We start from the raw sequence: 24,503 nt of genomic DNA, 5'->3' as shown, positions 1-24,503 counted from the left end.
CAGATAAATAGATATTAATACTTGTACCGTAAGAAGCATATCGTTATAATGAAGGGTATTAATGAGTGGAACCTATTCAAGCAGAACGTTTCTGTAAGAGGAAGGGGAACAAAATGATTGATACTGCTTATGTGGAGATAAAGTGTGCACGTGAGCTTTATGCCGCAAATCGAAAATATCGAGTGTTTATTAATGATCACTTTGTAGGATCGTTAAAACGTAGGCAAAAAATGACGATTGAAGTACCGGCAGGAACCCATAAACTTTTCGCAACAAATGACGCTTCTTTTACGGAGACCGTTGAATTATCGATTCAAGAAGGCGATAAAGTCTCTTATCAGCTAAAAGGGTGTCGCGATAAATCACTATCTTTTACAAAAATCCTAGCAATATAAACTGTATAGAAAACCGAGAGGCTAAAAGCCTTTCGGTTTTTTTCGTCTTGACAAAAGTAAGGAAAGGGTGATAAGTTAGACAAATGTTTTAGTGATTTATCAGACTAAAGGATGATGGTTATGAATGCAGTTATTATTGCAGTAGTTTTAATGATTATACTCAGTTTGGCTCGGGTGCATGTTGTCCTAGCCATTACGCTTTCGGCTTTAATTGGAGGGCTTATAGGCGGATTAGGATTTTCAGATACGGTTGAAATTTATGGAAGTGGACTTGGCGGAAATGCTGAGATTGCCTTTAGCTATGTGCTACTTGGGGCATTCGCAATTGGATTATCTAGAACAGGTTTACCAGACTTTTTAGTTGATCGTTTGCAAATTTGGATGAAGCGTAAAGGGGATCGTGACCGTGATACGCTAACGAGAATGTTATTGTTTTTAATGCTGCTTGCAGTGGCGTGTATGTCCCAAAACGCTGTGCCAGTACACATCGCATTTATTCCTATATTAATTCCACCTATTTTACTTATTCTCAATCGGTTAGAAGTGGATCGACGGTTAATTGCTTGCATCTTAACCTTTGGTTTAACAGCGCCATATATGTTATTGCCTTATGGATTTGGGCAGATTTTTCATAAGACGATAGCAGATAATATGGAAGCAAGCGGACTTTCAATTAATATTGATTTAATTCCAGAGGCAATGCTTCTACCAACAATTAGTACATTCATTGGTTTACTGGTTGCTGTATTTATTACGTATCGTCAGCGCCGTATTTATAAAAATGTGCCGTTATCGGAAGAAAACAATGATGAAACAAAAACTTATAGTGTAACGTCATTATCATTAGCCGTTTTTGCTGTTGTTGTAACGGTCGTCGTTCAGAGCTTTTATCGCGATTCAATGATTCCAGCTGCTTTAGCAGGCTTACTCGTATTATTTGTTTCAGGTGCTGTTAAAGTGAAAAAAACCGATGAAGTGATGTCTGAAGGAATTAAAATGATGGGTTTTATTGGGTTTGTCATGCTAGCTGCTGCCGGCTTCGCAGCTGTTATTCGTGAAACCGGGCACGTGGAAAGTTTAGTTACAAATGTATCGGATATGATCGACGGGAACCAAGTCATTGCTGTTCTTCTTATGATGGTGGTAGGCTTAATCATTACGTTAGGAATTGGTTCTTCCTTTTCGACCATCCCCATTATTACGACGCTTTTTGTGCCTCTCGGTTTAGAGGTTGGATTGTCGACACTGGCCATTATTTCAATTATCGGATCAGCTGGAGCAATTGGCGATGCAGGTGCGCCTGCTTCCGACTCCACGTTAGGACCGACAGCAGGGTTAAATGCAGACGGGCAACATGACCATATATGGGATACTTGTGTGCCTACTTTTCTTCATTTAACGGTTCCTCTATTCTTCGTAGGCTGGATTGCAGCTTTAATTTTATAAAAAAACAAAACGCAGTCAGCGACTGCGTTTTGTTTTATTTTACAGCGTCTTTAAGCTGTTTACCTGCTTTAAAAGCAGGTGTTTTCGTTGCAGAGATATCAATTTCTTCACCTGTCTGTGGATTACGTCCTTTTCGAGCGGCACGTTCACGAACCTCGAAGTTTCCAAATCCAATCAGTTGAACGGTTTCGCCTTTTCCTAATGACTCAGCAATTAAATCGAACATACTGTTAACGGCAGTTGTTGCATCTTTTTTAGAAAGTTCTGCACGCTCCGCAAGTGAATTAATTAATTCTGTTTTATTCATAACGAACACTCCTTAAAACGTATAAGTTAATTACTGGTACCATCATGCCCAGCTGTCAAAAGTTTATACATTATCGGTCGTTTTTTTTCTTCATTTGATGGAGAGTGGCATTAATCTCTGCACCAATAATTAAAATAACGCCTGTTAAGAAGAACCAAAACATTAAAATGATCACACCAGCTAGTGGTCCGTATGTACTTTCAAAGTTGGTAAAATCATTTACATAAAGAGAAAAGAAAAACGAGATAAGCAACCACGCTATAGTAGCAACAACAGCTCCTGGGAAACCATCTTTTAATTGCAACTTCTTGTTCGGCGCAATACGGTAAAGCACCATAAGTGAAAATATCATCACAATAACAGCGACAACCCAACGAAGATTATTAAGGATAGCGATTAATTCAGATGGAACAGATAAAAAGTTCTCTAAGAAATCAAGAATAAGACTGCCAAATACAGGTAGTGCAAGGGTAATAATAATAACGATGACCATTGCGACTGTAAGAACAATAGCAGTTCCTCGTAGTCGCAAGAAATGACGCGTTTCCTCGATATTGTACGCGCGGTTAACAGAGCGAATAAAAGAATTAATGGCATTCGATGCAGACCAAAGCGTGCCAATGATGCCGATGGAAAACAAACCAACTTGTGGCTCACCAATGGTATTTAACACAATCTCACTAAAGGTAATGCCAATTTCACCAGGAAAGAAATCGGTAATCATCTCTGAAACTTGGTCATTGTCAATATCAAAAAAGGATACGCCTGCTAGCACAAAGATCATCAAAGGAAATATAGCGAGCAAGAAATAAAAGGACAGGGTTGCGGCTAAATCGGGAATCGGGTCTTTTTTAATTTGTTCTATTAATTGTTTGAAAAAAAGCTTGAAATTCATTCGTTCCTCCTAAAGAGGTAAACCCTCTTACTAAATTTAATTCGTTAAAATCCATCAAAGCTTCGACAGGACAGACTTCTATCCTTTATACTATAAACGAATACGAAAGGAGAGTGTAGCAAATGCCATCAGTAGAAAGCTTTGAGCTCGATCATACAATAGTAAAAGCGCCATACGTTCGACATTGCGGAACACACAAAATCGGAACGGATGGAGAAGTAAATAAGTTTGATATTCGTTTTTGTCAGCCAAACAAAGACGCGCTTAAACCTGACGTCATTCATACTTTGGAACATTTATTAGCTATTAACATTCGTCGTTTCTCTGAGGAGTATCATCATTTTGATGTGATTGATATTTCCCCAATGGGCTGCCAAACTGGTTACTATCTCATTATGAGTGGGACACCAACTGTAGCTGAAATTATTGATGTTCTCGAAAAGACTATGACTTATTCTCTTCAAACAGAACAAGTTCCTGCTGCAACAGAAAAAGAGTGCGGTCAGGCCATTCTACATGATTTAGAAGGAACAAAAGAAAGAATGCGGAAATGGCTTGCAGAAGATAAAGAAAAGTTAAAGCAAGTTTTTTAACTATCGTTCACCTAGTATTTAGCACATATTTGAAAAGCGCTACCGTTTGGGTTGCGCTTTTTTTCTATTTCTTTATCCAGGTTTGAATGGGTCGGACGTCCGCTTTTAATATGTGTTTAAAGTGATGCAAGGCGACATCCGTGTCTTTTTGTGTAAAGCTAGCAATGCCATCTTGGGGGATAACGAGCGAGTATTCAAGCGTGTACGCATCGTTCGCTGTAAATTGTACACACATATTTCCAACAATACCTGTTAAGACAAGGGTGTGTACCTCAAGATGTTCTAATAACAAGTGAAGTGGTGTGTTGAAAAAACCAGAGTACTTCGGCTTAATGACAGAATAATCGTTTTCGGTTGGTTCGAGGCGAGCAGCTATAGTGGCGCCCAACTCATGACTTGTTTTAATGTCGTAAACAAGTTGGTTAAAGTCGGATTGCCATTTACCGTAGTTGTCATTTACGTAAAGTATTGGACAACCTCGTGCTTTCATTGCATCTTTTAGTAAGGCGATCTTTTCAGCGGTCTCTTTTGTCTGTGGATAGATATCTTCTCCATGCTCAAAAGATAACGGATTGATCATATCTATAATAAGTAAGGCAGTCTGTTTATCCATTGTTGTGTACACTCCTAAAGGATCCCTTAATTTTAAACAAGAGATTGGGAAATTCCTATGTTATGATTAGGATAAACAAACAATGTATAATTACTCTTTAGGAGAAGGATTTGGCGAGGAGAGATGGCTATGTTTGATAAAAAATCAATTGAGATTTTGCAAATTATAGAAGCAAATGGTCGAATTGATTCAGAGAAAATCGCAAAGATGGTTGATTTGACTGCGAAAGAAGTCGATTCGTATATTGAAGAATTAGAAAACAATAACGTAATTTTAAGTTACTCGGCAGTTGTAAATTGGGCAAAGCTTCCTGTCCAAGAAGCAGTCACAGCGATGATTGATGTGAAAGTCGCGCCTAAGCGAGGCGTCGGATTTGACGAAGTTGCTGAGCGAATTTATCGCTTTCCAGAAGTGAAGGCCCTTTATTTAATGTCAGGAGCATATGACCTATCAGTCGTTGTGGAAGGAAGGACAATGCAAGAAACGGCTCGTTTTGTTTCGGAGCGCTTGTCTACAATTGATTCGGTTTTATCAACAACGACGCACTTTCAGTTGAAAACCTACAAACATGATGGCGTCATCTTTAAAGAACCTGAAGAAGACCGTAGAATTGTGGTGACACCGTAATGAAACATACTGTTATTAAAAAAGAGCGCTTATCACAAAAAGTATCAAGTATTCAGCCGTCAGGCATTCGACGTTTTTTTGATTTGGCATCTAAGATGGACAATATAATTTCCCTAGGCGTTGGAGAACCTGACTTTGTAACGCCTTGGAATGTACGTGAAGCAAGCATCTCTTCTTTAGAAAGAGGGTTTACCGCTTATACAGCAAACGCTGGCTTACCAGAACTTCGACAGGCGATCTCGCTTTATATGGAACAGCGTTATCGCGTTCACTATAACCCGGAAGAAGAAATTCTTGTAACGGTTGGTGCAAGTGAAGCCATTGATATTGGGATGCGAGCCATTTTAGATCCTGGTGATGAAGTCATTATTGTGGAACCGACGTTTGTCTCTTATGCACCGCTCGTAACCCTTGCTGGTGGAGTTCCTATCTCGGTTGGAACAAGTGCAGAAAATCATTTTGAAGTTAATCCTGCTGATATTGAAAAAGTGATCACTGAAAAAACGAAGGCCATTATGATTTGTTACCCGAATAACCCGACTGGCGCTTCCTTAAATAGAAGAAAGTTAGAACAAATAGCCGCAATCATTCAGAAGCATAACTTAATTGTATTTTCAGATGAAATTTACTCTGAACTATCATACGACGACGAGCATACATGCTTTTCAGAATTACCAGGTATGAAAGATCAAACGATTGTGATCAATGGGTTTTCAAAAGCATTTGCAATGACAGGATGGAGACTTGGCTTTGTTCTTGCGCCTCCTGATCTCCTGCAAGCCATGCTCAAAATTCACCAATATAGCTTAATGTGCGCGCCGACGATGGCACAATACGGGGCGTTAGAGGCATTAGTAAACGGTATGGAAGATGTAGAAAAAATGAAGTTGTCCTATCAACAGCGACGAAACTATTTTGTGAAAACAGCAAATGAGATTGGTTTGCCATGTCATAAGCCAAGCGGTGCATTTTATGCATTTCCATCAATTAAACATACAGGCTTATCTTCTGAGGCGTTTGCGGAAAAACTACTTATAGAAGAACGAGTTGCTGTGGTGCCTGGTTCCGTATTTGGTGAAGGTGGCGAAGGGCATATTCGCTGTTCATACGCTACATCTCTAAAGAATTTAGAAGAGGCTCTTCATCGGGTCGGGCGGTTTTTGAAAAAGCATGACTGGCAAAAGGAAACGTAAAGCTTTTTATGAGAAAGGATCGTTATGTATGAGTACACTTCGACAACAGAATCCATTAATTCATTGTATGACTAACTTAGTTGTAACAAATTTCACTGCTAATGGACTTCTTGCTATTGGTGCTTCACCTGTGATGGCTTACGCAAAAGAAGAGACACATGAAATGGCAGAAGCGGCAGATGCGCTTCTGTTAAATATTGGAACGCCGTCTGAAACTGTTATTGAATCAATGATACATGCTGGTCAAGCAGCGAATAAAAAAGGAACACCTGTTATTCTTGATCCTGTTGGTGCAGGAGCGACATCGTTTCGCAATGAATTGGTGGCTCGGATTTTACAGCACGTTGATATCACCTTAATTAGGGGAAATGCAGGGGAAATAGCAGCAATTTTAGGAGAAGTAGGGACTGTAAAAGGGGTAGATGCCCAAATTAAAACAGACCCGGTTGTCCTAGCAAAACGTGCAGCAGAGGAATTAAATACCCTTATCGTTGTAACGGGTGAGCAAGATGTTGTGACGGATGGGTCCCGTACGGTCACGATAAAAAATGGACATGAGTGGCTAACACGTGTAGTCGGCACAGGATGTTTATTAGGTGGTGTCCTAGCGGCTTACTTAGCTATTAATAGGGACGACAAGATTAAAGCTGCAGCAGAAGGACTTGCTCATTATGGAGTCGCAGCAGAACGTGCCTTTGCAAAAGCAAGTGATCGAGGCGTTGCTTCTTTTCAGTTGGAATTTTTAGATGCATTGAGCACGTTATCAGAAGAAGAAGCAGAACCGTTTTACCGAATGGAATGGCTATAATAGAGGAGTTAAGTATGATTAAACAATTAACCATGGATTTACCAGAACAAATAGGAGCCAATTTAGTAAAGAAAGGAATTGAGGAACCGACACCTATACAGGATGTTGTCATTCCTCGAGCAATTCAAGGCGAAAGCTTAATGTTTCGATCACAAACTGGGTCGGGAAAAACGCTTGCTTATGTATTGCCATTGCTTTCTGCGATCGCTGCAAAGGAACAAACCATACAAGGAATCATTATCGCTCCATCTCAAGAACTTGCTGTCCAAATTGAAACGGTTATTAAAGAAGTCACAGCTAATACAGACATAACGTCAATGGCATTTATTGGTGGAGCGAATATCAACCGTCAAGTTGAAAAACTAAAGAAAAGCAAGCCGCATATTGCGGTTGGAACACCAGGAAGAGTAATGGAGCTCGTCCGTTTAAAGAAACTGAAACTAACTAATGTGCGTCTGTATGTGCTTGATGAAGTTGATCGACTCGTAGAAGAGCAAGAATCGTGGAAAGACGTCGAAGAGCTAGGAAAACGTCTTGGCTATAATGCGCAGGGGTTGTTTGCATCGGCAACGATCCCAAAAGGTCTAGAGGATAGACTGAAGGTATTTTCTCCTCAAGTGGAAAAAGTTGAAGAGAATACGTCCACACTGCCAGAACAAATCGAACATGTGGCGCTCACTATTGAAGAGCGTGATCGAGTTGATACGGTTCGAAAAATCATTCATGCTGAGCAAATTACAAAAGGCATTGTGTTTGTGAATCAGTTAGAGCGATTAGTGGAAACAGTCGATAAGTTACGATACCGTAAGATAGAAGCTGTAGGGTTATCGTCTGAACAGACAAAAATAGAGCGAGAACAAGCGATCTCTCAGTTTAAAAATGGTTCAGCCACTATTCTAGTAGCAACAGATGTGGCGGCAAGAGGAATTGATGTTGAAAAAGTAACCCATATTATCCAGTTAAATGCAACTCGTTCTGTGGAAAGCTATCTTCATCGGGCTGGACGAACAGGAAGAGTAAACGAGGCAGGGAAAGTGATTTCTTTGTTTAATGAGCAAGAACAGTATTTAAAAGATAAATATGAAAAACGGTTAGCAATTACGATTACGAACGCAATTTTACAAAATGGGGCCTTGGTCACACAATAAACAATTGATCAGACTTTGCGCTATAGCGAAACCTATGGTAAAATTAAAAGGTTAAATCATTGTTTAGGAGTTGTGTTTAATGTCTAATTACGAAGAAGGTAGCATTATCGAAGGGAAAGTAACGGGAATTAAGCCGTTCGGTGCCTTTGTTGCGATCGATGAAAAAAAACAAGGACTTGTTCATATATCTGAAGTTGCTCACGGTTATGTGAAAGATATTGCAGATGTATTAACAGTAGGAGACGAAGTCAAAGTAAAAGTGATGTCAGTAGATCAAGAATCTGGAAAGATTTCTTTATCAATCCGTGCAACGCAAGAGGCGCCTGCTCGTCCACAAGCGAAGCCACGTGCTAATACGGGCGGTGGCGCGCGTAAACCTCAAGCGCCTCAACAGAAACAACAAGGCTTTAATACATTAGAAGACAAGTTAAAAGAATGGTTAAAGCAGTCTAACGAAATTCAAGCAGATCTGAATAAGCGCGCGAAGAAATAAAAAAAACAGCTAGTGAAAACTAGCTGTTTTTATCGTTGTGGCTCGACTTCGTGGTCTCTGCCTAATTCTTCTTTAGGCTTCAATAAAATGGAAATAGCGTAAAGGCCTGCTAATCCGACTAAAGCATAAATAAGTCGAGAAATGACTGATGCTTGACCATTGAAAATAAAAGCAACAAGGTCAAAACGGAAGAATCCAATTAGTCCCCAGTTGATGGCACCAATAATGGCTAATACTAAAGCTGTTTTTTGAATTCCGCTCATTCGATTTCACCTCCTAATGATTGTGCACAGTAATGATGTGCTCCTCTTAGAATGGGATAGAATGGGCGTGTTTATGTTAGGTGATGTCTGCCAATAATGAAGCATTGTCTTTGCGGAAATAATAAAAACGCGCTACGATAGATGTGGATAAATTAAAAAGGAGGCTCCTTAATGGACGCTTTTACATTTTATAACCCAACAAAATTAATTTTTGGACAAGGAAAGACAGAAAGCTTAGCAGATGAGCTTGTTGTCTATGATCGAAATGTGCTACTTGTTTATGGTGGTGGCAGCATAAAAAATAATGGCTTGTATGACAAAGTAAGACAGCAGTTGGAATATGCAGGTTGCAATGTGACAGAGCTTGCAGGTGTTGAACCAAACCCTCGTTTAACAACGGTGCAAAAAGGAATTGATTTGTGCAAAGAACACGCCATTGGCTTTATTTTAGCTGTAGGCGGTGGGAGTGTTATCGATGCAACAAAGGCAATTGCAGTAGGTGCTCGATATGATGGTGACATATGGGACATCATTACTAAAAAGGAACTTGCTGAAGATGCCCTGCCTTTTGGAACGATTTTAACATTAGCAGCTACCGGTTCAGAAATGAACTCTGGTTCTGTTATAACAAATTGGGAAACCCACCAAAAGATTGGCTGGGGTTGTATTTTTACGTTCCCGAACTTCTCTATTTTAGATCCGGAAAACACAGTGTCTGTTCCAAAAGATCAAACGGTATACGGTATTGTCGATATGATGACTCACGTTTTAGAAGCGTATTTTCACCCTGCAGAAAACACACCGTTACAAGATCGTATCTGTGAATCGATTCTTACAACTGTTATGGAGGCAGCGCCAGATTTACTGGACAACCTAGACGATGTTGATTTAAGAGAAACGATTCTTTACAGTGGTACAATGGCACTAAATGGGATTACGCAAATGGGGGCTCGCGGTGACTGGGGATCACATAACTTAGAGCATGCTGTTTCAGCGGTATCAGATATTCCACATGCTGGCGGTCTTGCTATTTTATTCCCTCACTGGATGAGACATAGTGTTGATGTAAACCCTGAAAGAGGCGCGCAACTAGCACAACGGGTATTTGGAGTCGATCGTTCTGGAAAAGAAGATCGAGATGCCGCTTTAGAAGGCATTGATAAACTTGCTTCATTCTGGACGGCTTTAGGTGCACCTACCGCTCTAAGTGATTACACTATTACAGAAGATCAGCTTGATGAAATTGCAGATATTGCAAGTGCGAACGGTATTTTCGGTAACTACCATAAAATAGGTCGCCCAGAAGCACTAGAAATTTTAAAGCAAGCACTTTAATGAATGTCTGCAGAAAAGACAGTCCAAATGGGACTGTCTTTTTTCATTACGTTTTTCTCATTCTGTAACAAGCCTTTTCCGTGTATAATAAACGGGAAGGAGAGTGAAGGGTTTGGCAAAAACACGTGTAGGAATTATATTCGGTGGAAAATCAGCTGAGCATGAAGTATCGCTACAGTCGGCGAAAAACATCGTAGACGCCATTGATAAAGATCGTTTTGATGTAACACTCATTGGTATTGATAAACAAGGACAATGGCACTTAAATGAAGCCACGAACTTTTTATTAAATGAACACAACCCCGCTCTAATCGAGCTTAATAAATCAAATCAAGGTGTATCCTTTATGCCTGGGAAAGAGTCCAATCAACTTCAGCCAGTCGATCAAAATACGGCCCTTGGACAACTAGATGTTATTTTTCCAATCGTTCATGGAACACTTGGAGAAGACGGGTCCTTACAAGGCATGATGCGTTTGGCAAATTTACCGTTTGTTGGCTCAAATGTTTTAGGCTCGGCTGTAAGTATGGATAAAGACGTTGCAAAAAAGCTGCTTCAAATAGCTGGCTTAAACGTTGCAACAGGGGTTAGTTTTACTCGTGGTACAAAAGAGCAAATTAACTTTAAAACAATTGAAGAAAATCTCGGGATGCCTGTTTTTATTAAACCGGCCAATCAAGGTTCTTCAGTAGGTGTAAGTAAAGCATCGAATGAAAAAGAATTTAACGAGGCAATTGAATTTGCTTATTCCTATGATCACAAAATTTTAATTGAGGCGGCTGTTGTTGGTCGAGAAATTGAATGTGCTGTTTTAGGAAACGATCACCCAAAAGCAAGTGTTTGTGGTGAAATTTTACCTCAAGATGGTTTTTATTCATACGATGCAAAGTACATTAGCGAAGACGGTGCCAAATTAGCAATCCCAGCTGATTTAACCGGTGAAGTAAGTAAAACTATTCAAGACATCGCCATACGTGCGTACCAAGCACTAAATTGTGAAGGATTAGCAAGAGTGGATGTCTTTTTAACAAACCAAAACGAAGTCATCATTAACGAAATTAATACATTACCAGGATTTACAAAAATCAGTATGTATCCAAAGCTCTGGGAAGAAAGTGGTTTATCATACCAAGACTTAATTTCTACGTTAATTGACTTAGCCATTGAACGACACGAGCAAGACAAACTACTCAAGAGTTCTGTATTTGAGCGCTGATGACTTGTGTTTTTGGCCTCCTTTCGGTACATTTATGAAGTACCGAATAGAAGGAGGCTCTTTTTTATGGCACATATTCAATTTGATTACAGTAAGGCACTTTCCTTTTTCGGAGAGCATGAGATGAAGCAATTGCAAGACCAAGTGACAACTGCACATCAAGCCCTTCACGAAAAAACGGGAGCAGGGAATGACTTTTTGGGATGGATTGACTTACCGGTCGATTATGATAAAGAGGAATTTGCACGTATACAGTTAGCAGCAAAGAAAATTCGTCAAGATTCAGATGTGCTCATTGTTGCAGGAATCGGCGGTTCTTACTTAGGTGCACGAGCGGCAATTGAAGCATTAAACCATTCGTTTTTTAATGTTTTATCAAATGAACAACGAAATGCACCACAAGTCATTTTTGTTGGTCAAAATATTAGTTCCACCTATATTCGTGACTTATTCGACCTTCTTGAAGGCAAGGATGTTTCCGTTAATGTTATTTCTAAGTCAGGAACAACGACGGAGCCAGCCATTGCCTTTCGCATCTTCCGAGACTTCTTAGAAAAGAAATACGGAAAAGAAGAAGCGCGCACGCGTATCTATGCAACAACGGATAAAGAAAAAGGTGCGCTTAAGACACTGGCAAACGAAGAAGGCTACGAGTCATTTGTTATTCCTGATGATGTTGGCGGACGCTTCTCTGTTTTAACAGCAGTTGGTTTATTGCCTATTGCCGTGTCTGGTCTTGATATTGAGCAAATGATGAAAGGTGCTCAAGAAGCTAGAAATGCATATACGTCACCGACATTAGAAGAAAATGAAGCGTATCAATACGCAGCTGTTCGTAATGTTCTTTACAATAAAGGAAAAACCATTGAACTAATGGTGAATTACGAGCCACAGCTACATTTTGTTTCCGAATGGTGGAAGCAATTATTCGGCGAAAGTGAAGGCAAAGATCAAAAAGGGATTTATCCTGCATCAGTAGACTTCTCGACAGATCTTCATTCAATGGGTCAATACGTACAAGATGGACGTAGAGACTTGTTTGAAACGGTCCTTCATGTGGAGCAAGTGGACAAGCATATTGAGATTGAAAAAGCAGATCAAGACTTGGATGGCTTAAACTATCTTGCTGGTGAAACGATGGATTTTGTGAACAAGCAAGCGTTTAAAGGCACAATGCTCGCTCATACAGATGGTGGAGTACCAAATTTAATCGTATCCATACCAAAACTTGATGAATATACGTTTGGTTATCTCGTGTACTTCTTTGAAAAAGCAGTCGCGGTAAGTGGCTATTTAATGGGAGTAAACCCATTTGATCAACCAGGCGTGGAAGCATATAAGAAAAATATGTTTGCACTACTTGGTAAGCCAGGTTTTGAAAAAGAAAAAGAAGAGCTCGAAAAACGTCTCTAGAAGGCGAAGTACGGATGAATTGTCATCCGTACTTTTTTTATGTATAAGTTCCAAGAAGCCTCACACACTAATAAATAAAAATGTTAGGGGCGGTAAGAATGATCGAGCTTTCATCAAAAATAGAAGGAAAAGTCGTAAAGGCAAAAGAATTAGAATCGCTGTTAACGCCGCTTGGCTACGATCTAGGTGGAAATTGGGATTATGATCATGGCTATTACGATTACAAGCTCTCCGAAGAGGGAGGATATACGTTTTTACGGTTACCATTTACTGCCGTAGAAGGGGAAGTGGGCTCAAGTGGCGCGGTCTTTAAATTAGGAAAACCCTATTTGTTAAATCATGTTTATCAAGATGGTAATACAGATGAAGGCATTGGTGGCTATGTTCCTCCAGCAGTAGACGGACTCATAAATCAATTTCAACGTCCCATTGATAAAGATGGAGAAGTGGACGAAAAGTACGTAAGCACCGCAAAAAATCTACTTGAAGAAGTCGAACAGACCTTTCATATCTAGTTATTAGTTGCAGTCCCTCTAGCTTCTTGCTAAAGTAAAAACAGAAGTTGGAGGGATCGCTATGGTAGATGCTATCGTCCTTGCATTGGCTGTTTTTTTTGGTTGGCTGATTTTGGATGTTGTTAAAACAAAGAAATTAACAGGAGAAGTCATCATTCAAGCAGGATTTGTCGGCGTAGTGGCAGGTGTATTATGGTACGGAATTGGGGTATTGTTAGGGTAATCTTTTTGTAGAAAAAGTGAATGAAACGTCTTGTCGTCTGAGTGACGCATATGCTATATTATGAGAGTGCAATTGAATGCAGACAATACATACTGTAATTTTATATGAATGAGGGGCCTTAGCTCAGCTGGGAGAGCGCTTCGCTGGCAGCGAAGAGGTCAGGGGTTCGAGCCCCCTAGGCTCCATGTTAAAAAAAGTACTTTCTTTAAAGAAAGTACTTTTTTTATGCACCTATGATATTCTTTCTGTTCTCTGCTATACTTAAATTGATAAAAATAAACATTCTAACGTCTTTTGTGAAAATAAATCACATGTTATTGATAAAAATAAACATAATTATGTTGACATATGTCGAAATATGTTTTAAATTAACAATGAAAGGTGTTATAAATGAACATGAAAGCGAAAGAAAGAAAAGCATTTATAAAACAATTTGTAGATGAACAAGGAAAAGTAGAAATAGACGAGCTTGCAGAGCAGCTTCAAGTGTCACAAATGACGATTCGGAGAGATTTAAGCCAGTTAGAGGCTGAAAATCAAGTCATTCGTACACCTGGTGGAGCAGTACCACAAAAAGCGTTAATTCGAGAAACACCTTATGCCAGAAAAGAAGTAGAACAACTGCAAGCAAAAAGAAAAATAGCACAAAGAGCAATTGCGCTAATTGCACCAAATTCAACCATTCTCTTGGATTCAGGTACGACGACACTTGAAGTAGCGCGATTAATTAAAGACCGAGCTGATTTAACGGTGGTGACAAATGACATTAAGATTGCGGCTGAACTCGTACACTCTTCCGTAACGTGCATTGTGACCGGCGGTGAAGTACAAGCAGATGTTGGCGCTCTTTACGGTAGTCAAGCGCAAGCGCTAATTGAATCCATCCACGTTGATTTGTTTTTACTTGGTGCTCACGCGGTACACGCAGCGTTAGGCGTTATGGCACCGACGCTAGAAAAAGCGAGAATGAAGCAATTAATGATTGAAGCGGCACGAGAGACGTGGTTGCTTTGTGATTCAAGTAAGTTTGAACAGAAGTCATTTGCACATGTGAGTGAACTTAATAAAGTAGAAGGCATTATTACAAATAAAGATCAATCGTTGAATGGACTTGAGCACTATCATGAAAATGTTATTCAAGTTGACTTAGTAGAGTAGAAGAAAGGGGTTCGAGCGACATGAAGGTTGGCGTAATCGCAGACGATTTAACTGGCGCTAATGCATCCGGTGTCAAGCTAGTAAAGCAAGGCTTTCAAGCGACGACGATTGTTCATAGTGCAAGCTTACCAGCTAATAGTTATTTCGATGCCGTGGTAATGGATACGGATAGTCGTTATATTGATCAACCAATTGCAAAACAACGTGTCAGTCGGGCAATGAATGAGTTGTTAGCATGGGGAGCAGATATTTTCACGAAGCGAATTGATAGTACATTCCGTGGAAACATTGGCATCGAGATTGATGAAATGCTCGCATTAATGCCAGAAGACGCCATCAGCGTCGTGATGCCGTCATTTCCGGAATCAGGAAGAACAATGGCAGGTGGGTATCTTTTATTAGATGGTGTGCCATTGCAAGAAACCTATGTGTCAAAAGATCCAATTGCTCCGATTACTGAATCCTTTATACCAGATTTACTTGCGGAACAAACGATTCATCAAGTTGGTTTTGTGCCCTTGAGTACAGTAATGAAAGCGGAATCAGACATTTGCAACAGCTTACAACAGGAAATAAACAAAGGTAAACGAGTGATGGTTGTTGATGCGATGACGACCGAGCAGGTTGAGAAAGTGGCTAACGCATTAACGTTATTGAAAAGAACCATTCTTTGTGCAGATCCGGGACCATTAACGGCGAATTACGCGCGGGCAATGGTTCAAAAAGAACAGCAAAATGGCACGATTCTTGTTTCTGTAGGGAGCGCAACAAGTTTAACTGGGGAGCAGTTGTCTTATTTAATCGACAAAACAGGATCAACCCCTGTTTATGTTGATCCAGAAAAGCTTGCGAGTTACACCGAGACATGGGATGAAGAAGTAGAACGTGCAACACATGCGGCGCTAGAGCAATCGAAGGTAGACCGAATTCTGATTGTAACAACTCATAAAAGCGGGCAGAAGCTTGTTCCTTTAAAAGAAAAGGCACTTGTAGAAGGAAAAAGTGCAGATGCCCTTGCCAAGCGTATTACCGATGGGTTAGCGACGATTAGTCGAAAACTGCTTACACAAGAGCAAATGTCATACGCAGGCTGTTTTACAAGTGGCGGAGATGTAACCGCTTCGGTTTGTGCTTTAGGACGGGCAAATGGCATTGCATTAAAGGATGAAGTGATGCCGTTAGCAGCATATGGCACCTTTGATGGGGGCTATTTCGACGGATTACCTGTTGTGACAAAAGGTGGATTAATTGGCGATAAGAAAGCCATTTATGAATGTGTAAAGTTTATTGATCAAGCGTCAACAAAAATAGGAGGATGATGAGAATGAAACCAGTTATTGCCATTACAATGGGAGACCCAGCAGGAATTGGACCAGAAATTACTCTTGGTTCTTTAAATAAAAAAGAGATTTATGATTTATGCACACCAGTTGTTATAGGGAATGCAAGAGTATTAGAAAACTTATTTTCAGTAAAAGAAGTTAATTTCACATTAAATAAGATTGAAAAGCCAAGTGAAGCAAAGGGTGAGTTTGGGACTGTCGATATCATTGATTTTCCTGATTTACCAGAATATGAGTTCGGTCAAGTAAATGCAGCGAATGGTGAGGCCGCTTTTCAATACATTAAGCATGCAGCTGAACTGTGTCAATCCAATGAAGCTCAAGCAATGGCAACAGCACCTATAAACAAAGAATCTTTAAAAGCAGCAAAGGTTCCTTACATTGGTCATACTGAAATGTTAGCCGGTATTGCCGACATTGATGATCCTTTAACGATGTTCGAAGTGCGCAACATGCGAATCTTTTTCTTAACTCGTCATTTATCTTTAAAAGATGCCATTGGACAAATGACAAAAGAGCGCGTACATGATTATCTTGTTCGTTGCGACGCTGCGCTGCAACAGTTGGGCGTAGAAAATCGTAAGTTTGCTGTAGCGGGATTGAACCCACATAGCGGAGAAAATGGACTTTTTGGTACGGAAGAAATGGATGAGATTAAACCTGGCATTGAGCTTGCGAAAGAGAGCGGGATTGATGCCGTTGGTCCGGTACCGGCTGACTCTGTATTCTTCCAAGCCTTAAATGGACGTTATGATGCAGTTCTTTCTCTTTATCATGATCAAGGGCATATTGCAGCAAAAATGACAGACTTCCACCGTACTATTTCCATCACAAACGGTCTACCGTTCCTTAGAACATCCGTTGATCATGGAACCGCTTTTGATATTGCTGGGCAAGGTATTGCAAGCTCTGTCTCTATGGAAGAATCCATTAAATTAGCTGCAAAATACGCGCCACATTTTGTAGGGAAATAAAAGAAGAGTTATCGTGAAGGGCTGTAACGAGCCCTTCACACAAATTAGTAACAATTAAAGCGCTTACGCGTATTGGAGGACAGAAAAATGGACGTATCTGGTACACAAATGATACTAGGTCTTGTCATTGCAATTATCGTTTTAATCTTTTTGGTTGTGAAAACAAAGGTTCACGTGTTTTTAGCACTAATTATTGCGGCATCGATCACTGGATTAGTTGGCGGTATGACACCAACTGCCGTTGTAGACGCCATCACACAAGGTTTTGGAAATACGTTAGGCTCCATCGCGATTGTCATCGGTTTCGGTGTTATGATGGGACGTATTTTAGAAGTTTCAGGAGCAGCTGAACGGTTAGCTTACACCGTCGTAAAGTGGCTAGGAAGACGAAAAGAAGAGTGGGCGATGGCTCTCACTGGCTATATTGTGTCTATCCCAATTTTTGTTGACTCGGCATTCATCATTTTAAGTCCACTTGCGAAAGCGTTATCAAAGAAAACAGGGCGCTCTATCGTAACGCTGGCTGTTGCATTAGCTGGTGGTGCGGTTGTTATCCACAGTGCGGTTCCCCCGACACCCGGTCCATTAGGCGTAGCTGGAATCTTTGATATTGATATTGGTTGGATGATTATTACAGGTATGCTGTTCGCCATTCCGATCGTTATTGCGATGGTACTCTATGCGAAATGGTTAGGAAAGCGAATTTACCAAATTCCAAGTGAAGATGGAATGGATTGGATTCGTCCTGAAAAAGAAGTGACAATTGAAGATTGGATTGAAGAAAAAGAGAATAAAGATTTACCGTCATTGTTACGATCAGCTTTACCCATTTTTGTACCGGTTTTCTTAATCTTTTTAAACACGACGACTGCCGCTATGGACGTAAGTGGTATGTGGGTTGAATATGTACAGTTCTTTGGATCACCTGTCATTGCAGTAGGAATTGGTGTATTACTAGCGATTTATGGACTATTTGGACACGTTCAGCGTTCAGAAGCACTCGATCGAATGGAGGAAGGGATTAAGCAAGCAGGTATTGTGTTACTTGTTACTGGTGCAGGTGGTGCATTAGGCTTCGTCCTTCGTTCAACGGGTGTTGGCGACCATATTGCAGAAATTGTCGTAAATACAGGAATTCCGGCGATTTTATTACCATTTGTTGTTGCTACACTAGTCCGCTTTATTCAAGGTAGCGGAACTGTTGCGATGATTACAGCTGCATCGATAACAGCCCCTATTCTAGCAGGGATGGATGTAAACATGATATTGGCAGCTCAAGCAGCTGCGCTAGGCTCACTGTTTTTCTCTTATTTTAATGATAGTCTTTTCTGGGTTGTGAACCGGACAATTGGCATAAAACAAGCAAAAGAACAAATTCTTGTTTGGTCGGTTCCAACAACAATTGCTTGGTTTGTTTCACTAATCATGCTTATCATTGCTGATTTCTTCTTTTAGAAGGAAAAGCTCGCATTCTTTTATGAATGCGAGCTTTTTTGTAGTTGAATAAATTCATTCAACTCTGGAATGATAACGGTACAGTCCACTAAAATGAGGTGAAAGAATTGCGATCTGTTACGATGTTTCAACTGTTTCCGTTAATATTGCTCTCAAGTGGATTAATGAATCACGTTATCATGATGCCAATTCTTTTACAGTTTGGTGAAAAAGATTCGTGGGTAGGTGTATTGGTTTCCATATTATTCCTAATTTTTTGGATACCCATTATCGTCTTTATAAGCAAAAAAACAAAGCAAGAACATATTATGGATTTCGTTAGTGCTCGTTCAACAAAAGTGAGCGCATTTCTTTTTGGTTTCTTACTGTTCCTCTATTTAACCGTGTTTAGTTATACAACTTTGTATTCAACCATCAGTTGGACAACCAGTACATACTTACTTTTAACACCGAATCCTGTTTTAGCCCTCCCCTATTTATTGCTTTGCGGAGTTGCTGCTTATTGTGGGATTCGAACGATAGCGTTTACTGCAGGAATTTTACTACCAATCGTTGTTTCATTCGGTTTTTTAGTAGGGATAGGGAATCTAAAAGAAAAGGATTATTCGCTCTTAGTCCCACTGTTTGAAAATGGCTATACTGAAACGTTTTTAAGTGCGTTCCTCGCAGCGTGTGGTTTTGCCGAACTAATTTTTCTTCTTTTCGTTCAACATCGTGCGCGCACAAAATTAAAAAAATCGCACTTATATATCGTTGCTTTCTTATTATTTGGTCTTGCGTTAGGCCCACTTGTAGGGGCAATTACGATTTTTGGAATTGAAGAAGCGCAGCGAATGAAGTATCCTGCTTTTTCACAGTGGAGAATTTTAGAGCTTGGAAAATATTTAACGAGGCTAGACTTTTTTTCAATTTTTCAATGGCTAGCCGGTGCTTTTACAAGACAAGCAGTTGCCTTGTATATTGCTGCCGATTTGTTAGGGAAGGAATCGCCTAAAGCTCGATTCATAACGATTGCGACACTATGTGTTTTACTATGGCTGACCATTTTCATCCCTTTAGATGAACCTGTTTTTTCCGTTTACTTGAGCCGTTTTTATATGCCATTTTCACTTTTGTTTGCAGTTATTGTCCTGATCTGGCTCTGGTTAGTAAGTTTTAAAAAGGTGAAAAAACCTAAAAAAAGGAGGAACCAAGATCATGTATCCTTCTAAACTTTCCTTTGATTCAATTAAACAAAAGCTAGCGATTAATGACGATATTGTTGTAGAACGAATTGTATTTCGTGAGCAGCCTCCCTATGAGGTTGAGGTGATTTACTGTCATTCTATTGTGGATGTTAAGGCATTGAACACTGAAACAATTCCTCTTATGTATAGGGTGTTTGAGCAAGCGGACACTGATTTTTTTCAACATGCTTCAGCCATTCATCATCTCCAAGCGAAAAAGGTTGCTGCAGATGCGAATGAAGAAGACGTCATACAACGAATTTTTTCAGGTTATATTCTTTTTAATGATCAGCAGGATAAACAGTTTATTGAAATCGAATTACCCCAATTTCCAAAAAGAAAACCAGAGGAATCAAACACAGAAATTTCTTTTCGAGGCCCACGAGATGGTTTTACCGAAGATGTTGAAGAGAACATTGCACTTGTTCGTAAGCGACTTCGTACTAGTTCCCTCGTTAACGAATCCTATATAGTTGGTAAAAGGGGACAAGTGCAACTATCCCTTCTTTATATGAAAGATATTGTGCGTGATGAGATACTAAATGAAGTAAGAAAACAAATTGAAGCAATTGATACTGATGCTGTTTTAAGTTTAGCTGAAGTAGAGGAACGATTAACGAACACAAAATTTACGTTTTTTCCGTTAACGGTCTATTCAAGTCGACCAGACTTTATTTCTTCCTGTTTGGACAATGGGCGCGTGGCTATATTGATCGATGGTTCTCCAGGTGGAATTATTGCACCTGTTAATTTAATGTTTTTATTGAAGACAGCCGAGGATTTACATAACTCATTCATTTCTGTTGGTTTTCAGCGGCTTTTACGAATGACTGGATTACTACTTGCGCTTTTTCTTCCGGGACTGTGGATTGCATTAAATACATTTCATGTTGATCAACTCCCTCTCCCTTTTTTAGCTACAATTTATGTCTCTCGATTAGGCTTACCTTTATCTTCTGTTTTGGAAATTTTTCTCATGATTGCTTTATTTGAATTATTTAGGGAAGCTGGGACCACGTTACCAAAATCTGTTGGTCAAACATTAGCTGTCGTTGGTGGTCTTATAATTGGAGATGCTGCCATTAGAGCAGGATTGACATCACCTACAATGTTGGTGGTTGTAGGATTAACCGTAGTATCTACGTTTGCAATAACGAGCCAAGTATTGTCAGGAACCGTATCACTCATTCGGATTTATGTTTTGATGCTGTCAGCCTTCTTAGGTATGTTTGGTTTTTGTATTGCTGTGATTTCAATCATTGTTTACTTAGCAAGTTTAGAGTCATTTGGTTTACCGTATTTATCGCCGTTATCGCCTTTCAACAAAAGAGATTTTATTTCCGGAGTCTTTGTAAAGCCGTGGAAGTGGCGGAAACGTAGGCCGGCCAATCTAAAAACGGTTGACTCTACAAGGAGGAAATTTCGGTGAAAAGAATGATGATTGTCTTAACATTAGCAGCAATTGGTTTAAGTGGTTGCTGGGATTCATTCGATCTTCAAGATATCCAGTATGTAACAGCTCTAGGGATAGATTATGATTCAGAAGAAGATGAGTATATCATTTATGCACAATCCATTGATTTTAGCCATTTGTCAGTGAGTCAAGAAGGAATGAGTGAGGTAGATTCAGGCGCATGGGTAGCAGAAGCACGGGGGGAAACAATCCTGATGGCGCTCGAAAACTTCAGTTCCAAATCAAATCAAATGCTTCATTGGGGACATGTAAATGTATTGGTTTACAGCATGAAAGCACTAGAACATGAACCAATTATTGAGATTAATGAAGGATTGTATCGCTTTCATCAAGTCCGAACAACACCTTGGGTTTTTGGAACAGCTGAGAGCCTAGAGGAAATCTTGCTATTGACGAATATGTATGGCGATATTGTTCATACTGAGCTGTTTAACCCAGATACGGTCTATAAAGAGCGAGCGTTCATTGAACCCATTACGTTGCACCAGCTAATGCGAAACTATGCGGAGAAAGGGCGCATTGTTGTGTTACCGAGGGTAGGGATAAATAAAAAGGAATTAAAGGACAATAATAACAAGAAAAAGGATGCCATGTCGTCTGATGGAGCGATTTTATTAAAAGGCGATAGTGAGCCAAAGTTGTTTACCGATCTTCAGCTTGCGGGCTTGCGCTGGCTAAATAACCAGACTGAAAATAGCCCACTTCAAATTGAAGAAGACGGTAAAACCATTGCTGCATTGAATATTATTCGTCCTAAAAATCGTATTCATTCAGAAGTGATAAATGGAGAAGTCTTTTTTGATGTTCATATAGATGTACATGCTTCGCTTTTAGATTTTCCACCAGATGAAACCCTAGGCGCATCAAGAACAATAAAAGAGATTCTTCAATTGATGGAAAAGATGATTGAAAAACAGGTAAGAGACACCTATTTACTTGGACTGAATAATGAGAAGGATGTATATAGCTTAGAAAATCAATTCTATCGAAGTGACGTGAGAAGCTATAATCAGATGAAGCAGACGTTTGAATTAACGGAGGCGTCACTCCGAAACATTACCGTTAGAGCTGTCATTGAGCATACTGGAGAATATGAATTCTACCGTGACCGTGTTCCGAAATCAGAACAACAATAAATAAGAGTAGGCATTCGCCTACTCTTATTTATTTAAAAAGCTTTCAGTTAACGGAGGTACAACCTGTTTTTTTCGTGATACAACGCCAGGGAGTGACGCTATATGTTGAGTTAAGGAAGTGTTAAAGGCTTCTTCAAAAACAGCCGTTTTCTCTCCAATGACTAAAGCTGTGGAATTGTTTTCTAAGATGTCTGTAATAATTAATACATAGAGATCCAAGTTTTTTGCTTTAATCGTGCTGCTTATTTCCGTCTCAAGCTCTTGTTTTCTTGTTAAAATATCTTGAATGTCAACGGTATTCACTTGTGCAATTTCTACTGAATAATCATTCATTGAGAACTCTTTTGCATCAATTGTCAACAGTTCCTTTGATGTTTTGGTAGAAACATCCGCTCCTGCTTTTAACATATTTAAGCCATACGATGCAGCATCAATTTCAGCAATACGCTCTAGTTCTTTTGCAACTGCTACGTCTTCATCAGTGCACGTTGGCGATTTAAAAAGAAGGGAGTCAGAAATGATAGCAGAAAGCATCAGTCCAGCTATATGTTTCGGAATGGACAACCCTTTTTCTTGATAGATTTTGTAAATAATTGTTGCTGTGCAACCAACAGGTTCTGCACGATAATAAACAGGGTCTGCTGTTTCAAAATTAGCGATGCGGTGATGGTCTATTACTTCACGAACATGAACGGCATCAATGTCATCAACACTTTGTTGGCGCTCGTTATGATCGACTAAAATGACTTCTTTAGTCTCATTAGAAGCAGATTCAATGAAACGCGGTGCTTCTACTTGAAACGTTTCAAGTGCATAGGCCGTCTCACCACTTACATCCCCTAAGCGAACAGCTTCTACTTGAAAGCCTAATTGTGATTTAAGGTCTGCATATGCAATAGCAGAACAAATGGTGTCTGTGTCTGGATTCTTGTGACCGAAAATTAACAGGTTTGACATTGGTTAATGACTCCTTTTATCCATAAGTTATAATCTACCCTATCATATCATGTTCAAATAGGGTAGGTTAAGACATCCTTCTACGTTTACTGACAAAAATTCATATTTGTTCGTGATTTGCTTTGCATTACTATTTAAAAAGCGTATAATAGAAGAGATGTAAAAAGGACAAGGGTTGTTCAAGAATTAGCCATAACTTCTTGACAAGCAAACGACAGTTTTGTCAGCTTCTTTCTATGTTCAAGGTTTATGATAAAATGAAGGTATTCTTTTAACGAATCATACTAACAGATGGGGGGGAAGAGAGGATTGCGGTCAATAAAAATAGAAAAGAAAGCCTCTCTTGCTGCGCCTAAGCAGGCATTCTCACAAGTATTATCAGAAACATTAAAGACGGGGATTATAAAATCAAACTTATTAGCAATGATTGCTGGTCTAAGTCTAGCGCTTTATATAAGTGGGACAACACTCAATGAGCGCTTTACGGAAATACTATTTGCCGTCATTGGTTCAGCACTGGTTATAGGAGCTGCAGGAGCTTTTAATAACTTGTATGACAGAGATATTGACGCCATTATGGATCGAACGAAAAATAGACCGACCGTTACAGGTAGAATGCAGCCATTAAATGCGCTTCTTCTAGGAATTTCATTATCGCTAGTTGGTATTCTCTTGTTGCTGTTAGCGACGCCACTCGCTGCTTTGTTTGGCTTCTTAGGTCTGTTTTTGTATGTTGTTCCTTATACAATGTGGTCAAAGAGACGGACGATATACAATACGGAAATTGGGAGCATTGGTGGAGCCGTTCCGCCATTAATTGGTTGGGCTGCCATTTCTCCGGATTTATTTCACCCAGCTATTTTAGGGCTTTTTGTTGTCATGGTGATCTGGCAAATGCCGCATTTTTATGCGATTGCGATACGTAGACATGATGAGTATAAAGCGGCTAATGTACCGATGTTGCCGGTTGTAAAAGGGTTTAAACGTACGTACTTGCAAACAAACGTTTATTTAGTTGCTCTTATAGCTGCAAGTTTTTTATTTGTGTCAGTAAGTTGGGTAATTACCGTTGTTGCATTTCTTCTAGCATTAGCTTGGCTCATTGTAAGTATCGTTGGGCATAAGCGAATGGAACCAAAGAAATGGGCAACGTTTATGTTCGTTTTCTCATTAAATCATTTGGTTCTTTTATTTGCCGTCATCATCGGCTTCTCTATGCTAGCTCCATTGTTTTAATAAAAAGAGGTGCCTTGTATAATCGCAAGGCACCTTTTATTCAGTACATATCAAATGAATG

26 protein-coding genes and 1 tRNA gene are annotated in these 24,503 nt (G+C 39.7%); 22 read left to right on the top strand and 5 right to left on the bottom strand.

What is annotated here, in order from left to right; translation table 11 throughout:
- Nucleotides 1-113 precede the first annotated feature (113 nt).
- Both PQ477_RS02265 and PQ477_RS02260 read left to right on the top strand, forming a co-directional pair.
- Nucleotides 114-395, top strand: a complete 282-nt coding sequence (locus PQ477_RS02265) for a hypothetical protein (protein WP_035397599.1) — start codon at nucleotides 114-116, stop codon at nucleotides 393-395.
- Nucleotides 396-515: 120 nt separating this feature from the next.
- Nucleotides 516-1,841 carry a Na+/H+ antiporter family protein gene (locus PQ477_RS02260; RefSeq protein WP_035397597.1) on the top strand — a complete coding sequence of 442 codons (1,326 nt, stop codon included), beginning with the start codon at nucleotides 516-518 and terminating at the stop codon, nucleotides 1,839-1,841.
- Between the two features lie 34 nt (nucleotides 1,842-1,875).
- On the opposite strand, the gene PQ477_RS02255 is transcribed toward PQ477_RS02260, so the two are convergent.
- A complete protein-coding gene (locus tag PQ477_RS02255; protein WP_035397595.1) occupies nucleotides 1,876-2,148 on the bottom strand; it encodes an HU family DNA-binding protein in 273 nt (90 codons plus the stop codon).
- A 70-nt stretch (nucleotides 2,149-2,218) separates the two neighbouring features.
- Nucleotides 2,219-3,043, bottom strand: a complete 825-nt coding sequence (locus PQ477_RS02250; RefSeq protein ID WP_035397592.1) for a YihY/virulence factor BrkB family protein — start codon at nucleotides 3,041-3,043, stop codon at nucleotides 2,219-2,221.
- A gap of 122 nt (nucleotides 3,044-3,165) precedes the next feature.
- Between PQ477_RS02250 and PQ477_RS02245 the strand changes: the two genes are divergently transcribed.
- The gene (locus PQ477_RS02245; RefSeq protein WP_035397590.1) at nucleotides 3,166-3,636 is read left to right on the top strand and encodes an S-ribosylhomocysteine lyase; all 471 of its coding nucleotides are present in this window, start codon (nucleotides 3,166-3,168) and stop codon (nucleotides 3,634-3,636) included.
- Nucleotides 3,637-3,700: 64 nt separating this feature from the next.
- Here the strand turns inward: PQ477_RS02245 and PQ477_RS02240 are convergent, their stop codons facing one another.
- Nucleotides 3,701-4,249 carry a cysteine hydrolase family protein gene (locus PQ477_RS02240; RefSeq protein ID WP_274272897.1) on the bottom strand — a complete coding sequence of 183 codons (549 nt, stop codon included), beginning with the start codon at nucleotides 4,247-4,249 and terminating at the stop codon, nucleotides 3,701-3,703.
- A gap of 129 nt (nucleotides 4,250-4,378) precedes the next feature.
- On the opposite strand from PQ477_RS02240, the gene PQ477_RS02235 reads away from it, so the two are divergent.
- The 5 genes from PQ477_RS02235 (at nucleotide 4,379) to yugI (ending at nucleotide 8,518) form a co-directional block, all read left to right on the top strand.
- Nucleotides 4,379-4,876 carry an Lrp/AsnC family transcriptional regulator gene (locus PQ477_RS02235; RefSeq protein WP_274272896.1) on the top strand — a complete coding sequence of 166 codons (498 nt, stop codon included), beginning with the start codon at nucleotides 4,379-4,381 and terminating at the stop codon, nucleotides 4,874-4,876.
- Nucleotides 4,876-6,069, top strand: a complete 1,194-nt coding sequence (locus PQ477_RS02230; protein WP_274272895.1) for an aminotransferase — start codon at nucleotides 4,876-4,878, stop codon at nucleotides 6,067-6,069. The genes PQ477_RS02235 and PQ477_RS02230 overlap by 1 nt, the downstream gene beginning before the upstream one ends.
- 28 nt (nucleotides 6,070-6,097) lie before the next feature.
- The gene (gene thiM, locus PQ477_RS02225) at nucleotides 6,098-6,877 is read left to right on the top strand and encodes a hydroxyethylthiazole kinase (RefSeq protein WP_035397611.1); all 780 of its coding nucleotides are present in this window, start codon (nucleotides 6,098-6,100) and stop codon (nucleotides 6,875-6,877) included.
- Nucleotides 6,878-6,891: 14 nt separating this feature from the next.
- On the top strand, nucleotides 6,892-8,025 hold the full coding sequence (locus tag PQ477_RS02220; RefSeq protein WP_035397583.1) for a DEAD/DEAH box helicase: 1,134 nt from the start codon (nucleotides 6,892-6,894) through the stop codon (nucleotides 8,023-8,025).
- A gap of 79 nt (nucleotides 8,026-8,104) precedes the next feature.
- Entirely contained in the window at nucleotides 8,105-8,518 is a 414-nt protein-coding gene (gene yugI / locus PQ477_RS02215) for a S1 domain-containing post-transcriptional regulator GSP13 (protein WP_035397581.1), read from the top strand.
- Nucleotides 8,519-8,547: 29 nt separating this feature from the next.
- On the opposite strand, the gene PQ477_RS02210 is transcribed toward yugI, so the two are convergent.
- Nucleotides 8,548-8,781: a DUF378 domain-containing protein gene (locus PQ477_RS02210; RefSeq protein WP_035397578.1), complete on the bottom strand. Its 234-nt coding sequence runs from the start codon at nucleotides 8,779-8,781 to the stop codon at nucleotides 8,548-8,550.
- A 171-nt stretch (nucleotides 8,782-8,952) separates the two neighbouring features.
- On the opposite strand from PQ477_RS02210, the gene PQ477_RS02205 reads away from it, so the two are divergent.
- From PQ477_RS02205 to PQ477_RS02145, 13 genes are all read left to right on the top strand, one after another.
- The gene (locus PQ477_RS02205) at nucleotides 8,953-10,116 is read left to right on the top strand and encodes an iron-containing alcohol dehydrogenase (protein WP_144559408.1); all 1,164 of its coding nucleotides are present in this window, start codon (nucleotides 8,953-8,955) and stop codon (nucleotides 10,114-10,116) included.
- A 112-nt stretch (nucleotides 10,117-10,228) separates the two neighbouring features.
- The gene (gene ddlA / locus PQ477_RS02200) at nucleotides 10,229-11,332 is read left to right on the top strand and encodes a D-alanine--D-alanine ligase (protein ID WP_060703746.1); all 1,104 of its coding nucleotides are present in this window, start codon (nucleotides 10,229-10,231) and stop codon (nucleotides 11,330-11,332) included.
- 66 nt (nucleotides 11,333-11,398) lie between these two features.
- Entirely contained in the window at nucleotides 11,399-12,745 is a 1,347-nt protein-coding gene (locus PQ477_RS02195) for a glucose-6-phosphate isomerase (RefSeq protein ID WP_274272894.1), read from the top strand.
- 98 nt (nucleotides 12,746-12,843) lie between these two features.
- Complete coding sequence (locus PQ477_RS02190) at nucleotides 12,844-13,260, top strand: YugN-like family protein (protein WP_035397575.1); 417 nt, start codon at nucleotides 12,844-12,846, stop codon at nucleotides 13,258-13,260.
- A gap of 61 nt (nucleotides 13,261-13,321) precedes the next feature.
- Nucleotides 13,322-13,483, top strand: a complete 162-nt coding sequence (locus PQ477_RS02185; protein ID WP_158332046.1) for a hypothetical protein — start codon at nucleotides 13,322-13,324, stop codon at nucleotides 13,481-13,483.
- A 112-nt stretch (nucleotides 13,484-13,595) separates the two neighbouring features.
- Nucleotides 13,596-13,668: transfer RNA gene (locus tag PQ477_RS02180), tRNA-Ala, on the top strand.
- Between the two features lie 205 nt (nucleotides 13,669-13,873).
- On the top strand, nucleotides 13,874-14,641 hold the full coding sequence (locus PQ477_RS02175) for a DeoR/GlpR family DNA-binding transcription regulator (RefSeq protein WP_246117044.1): 768 nt from the start codon (nucleotides 13,874-13,876) through the stop codon (nucleotides 14,639-14,641).
- A gap of 20 nt (nucleotides 14,642-14,661) precedes the next feature.
- The gene (locus PQ477_RS02170) at nucleotides 14,662-15,960 is read left to right on the top strand and encodes a four-carbon acid sugar kinase family protein (RefSeq protein ID WP_144559406.1); all 1,299 of its coding nucleotides are present in this window, start codon (nucleotides 14,662-14,664) and stop codon (nucleotides 15,958-15,960) included.
- On the top strand, nucleotides 15,960-16,958 hold the full coding sequence (gene pdxA, locus PQ477_RS02165) for a 4-hydroxythreonine-4-phosphate dehydrogenase PdxA (protein ID WP_274273535.1): 999 nt from the start codon (nucleotides 15,960-15,962) through the stop codon (nucleotides 16,956-16,958). The genes PQ477_RS02170 and pdxA overlap by 1 nt, the downstream gene beginning before the upstream one ends.
- Nucleotides 16,959-17,045: 87 nt before the next feature.
- The gene (locus PQ477_RS02160; RefSeq protein WP_035397566.1) at nucleotides 17,046-18,413 is read left to right on the top strand and encodes a GntP family permease; all 1,368 of its coding nucleotides are present in this window, start codon (nucleotides 17,046-17,048) and stop codon (nucleotides 18,411-18,413) included.
- A 107-nt stretch (nucleotides 18,414-18,520) separates the two neighbouring features.
- Nucleotides 18,521-19,624 (top strand): endospore germination permease, encoded by a 1,104-nt coding sequence (locus tag PQ477_RS02155; RefSeq protein ID WP_035397563.1) that lies wholly within the window; start codon nucleotides 18,521-18,523, stop codon nucleotides 19,622-19,624.
- Complete coding sequence (locus PQ477_RS02150) at nucleotides 19,611-21,068, top strand: spore germination protein (protein ID WP_274272893.1); 1,458 nt, start codon at nucleotides 19,611-19,613, stop codon at nucleotides 21,066-21,068. The genes PQ477_RS02155 and PQ477_RS02150 overlap by 14 nt, the downstream gene beginning before the upstream one ends.
- Nucleotides 21,069-21,073: 5 nt before the next feature.
- Nucleotides 21,074-22,249 carry a Ger(x)C family spore germination protein gene (locus PQ477_RS02145; protein WP_246117212.1) on the top strand — a complete coding sequence of 392 codons (1,176 nt, stop codon included), beginning with the start codon at nucleotides 21,074-21,076 and terminating at the stop codon, nucleotides 22,247-22,249.
- A gap of 24 nt (nucleotides 22,250-22,273) precedes the next feature.
- Here the strand turns inward: PQ477_RS02145 and PQ477_RS02140 are convergent, their stop codons facing one another.
- Nucleotides 22,274-23,206: a manganese-dependent inorganic pyrophosphatase gene (locus tag PQ477_RS02140; RefSeq protein WP_035397556.1), complete on the bottom strand. Its 933-nt coding sequence runs from the start codon at nucleotides 23,204-23,206 to the stop codon at nucleotides 22,274-22,276.
- A 309-nt stretch (nucleotides 23,207-23,515) separates the two neighbouring features.
- On the opposite strand from PQ477_RS02140, the gene cyoE reads away from it, so the two are divergent.
- Complete coding sequence (gene cyoE / locus PQ477_RS02135) at nucleotides 23,516-24,442, top strand: heme o synthase (protein WP_246117043.1); 927 nt, start codon at nucleotides 23,516-23,518, stop codon at nucleotides 24,440-24,442.
- Nucleotides 24,443-24,503 lie beyond the last annotated feature (61 nt).

Origin of the sequence: Shouchella hunanensis (assembly GCF_028735875.1) — a bacterium.
Classification (GTDB): Bacteria; Bacillota; Bacilli; order Bacillales; family Bacillaceae_D; genus Shouchella; species Shouchella hunanensis.
Note: the sequence above shows the minus strand (reverse complement) of the source record. Positions and strands in the feature narration are given on the sequence as shown.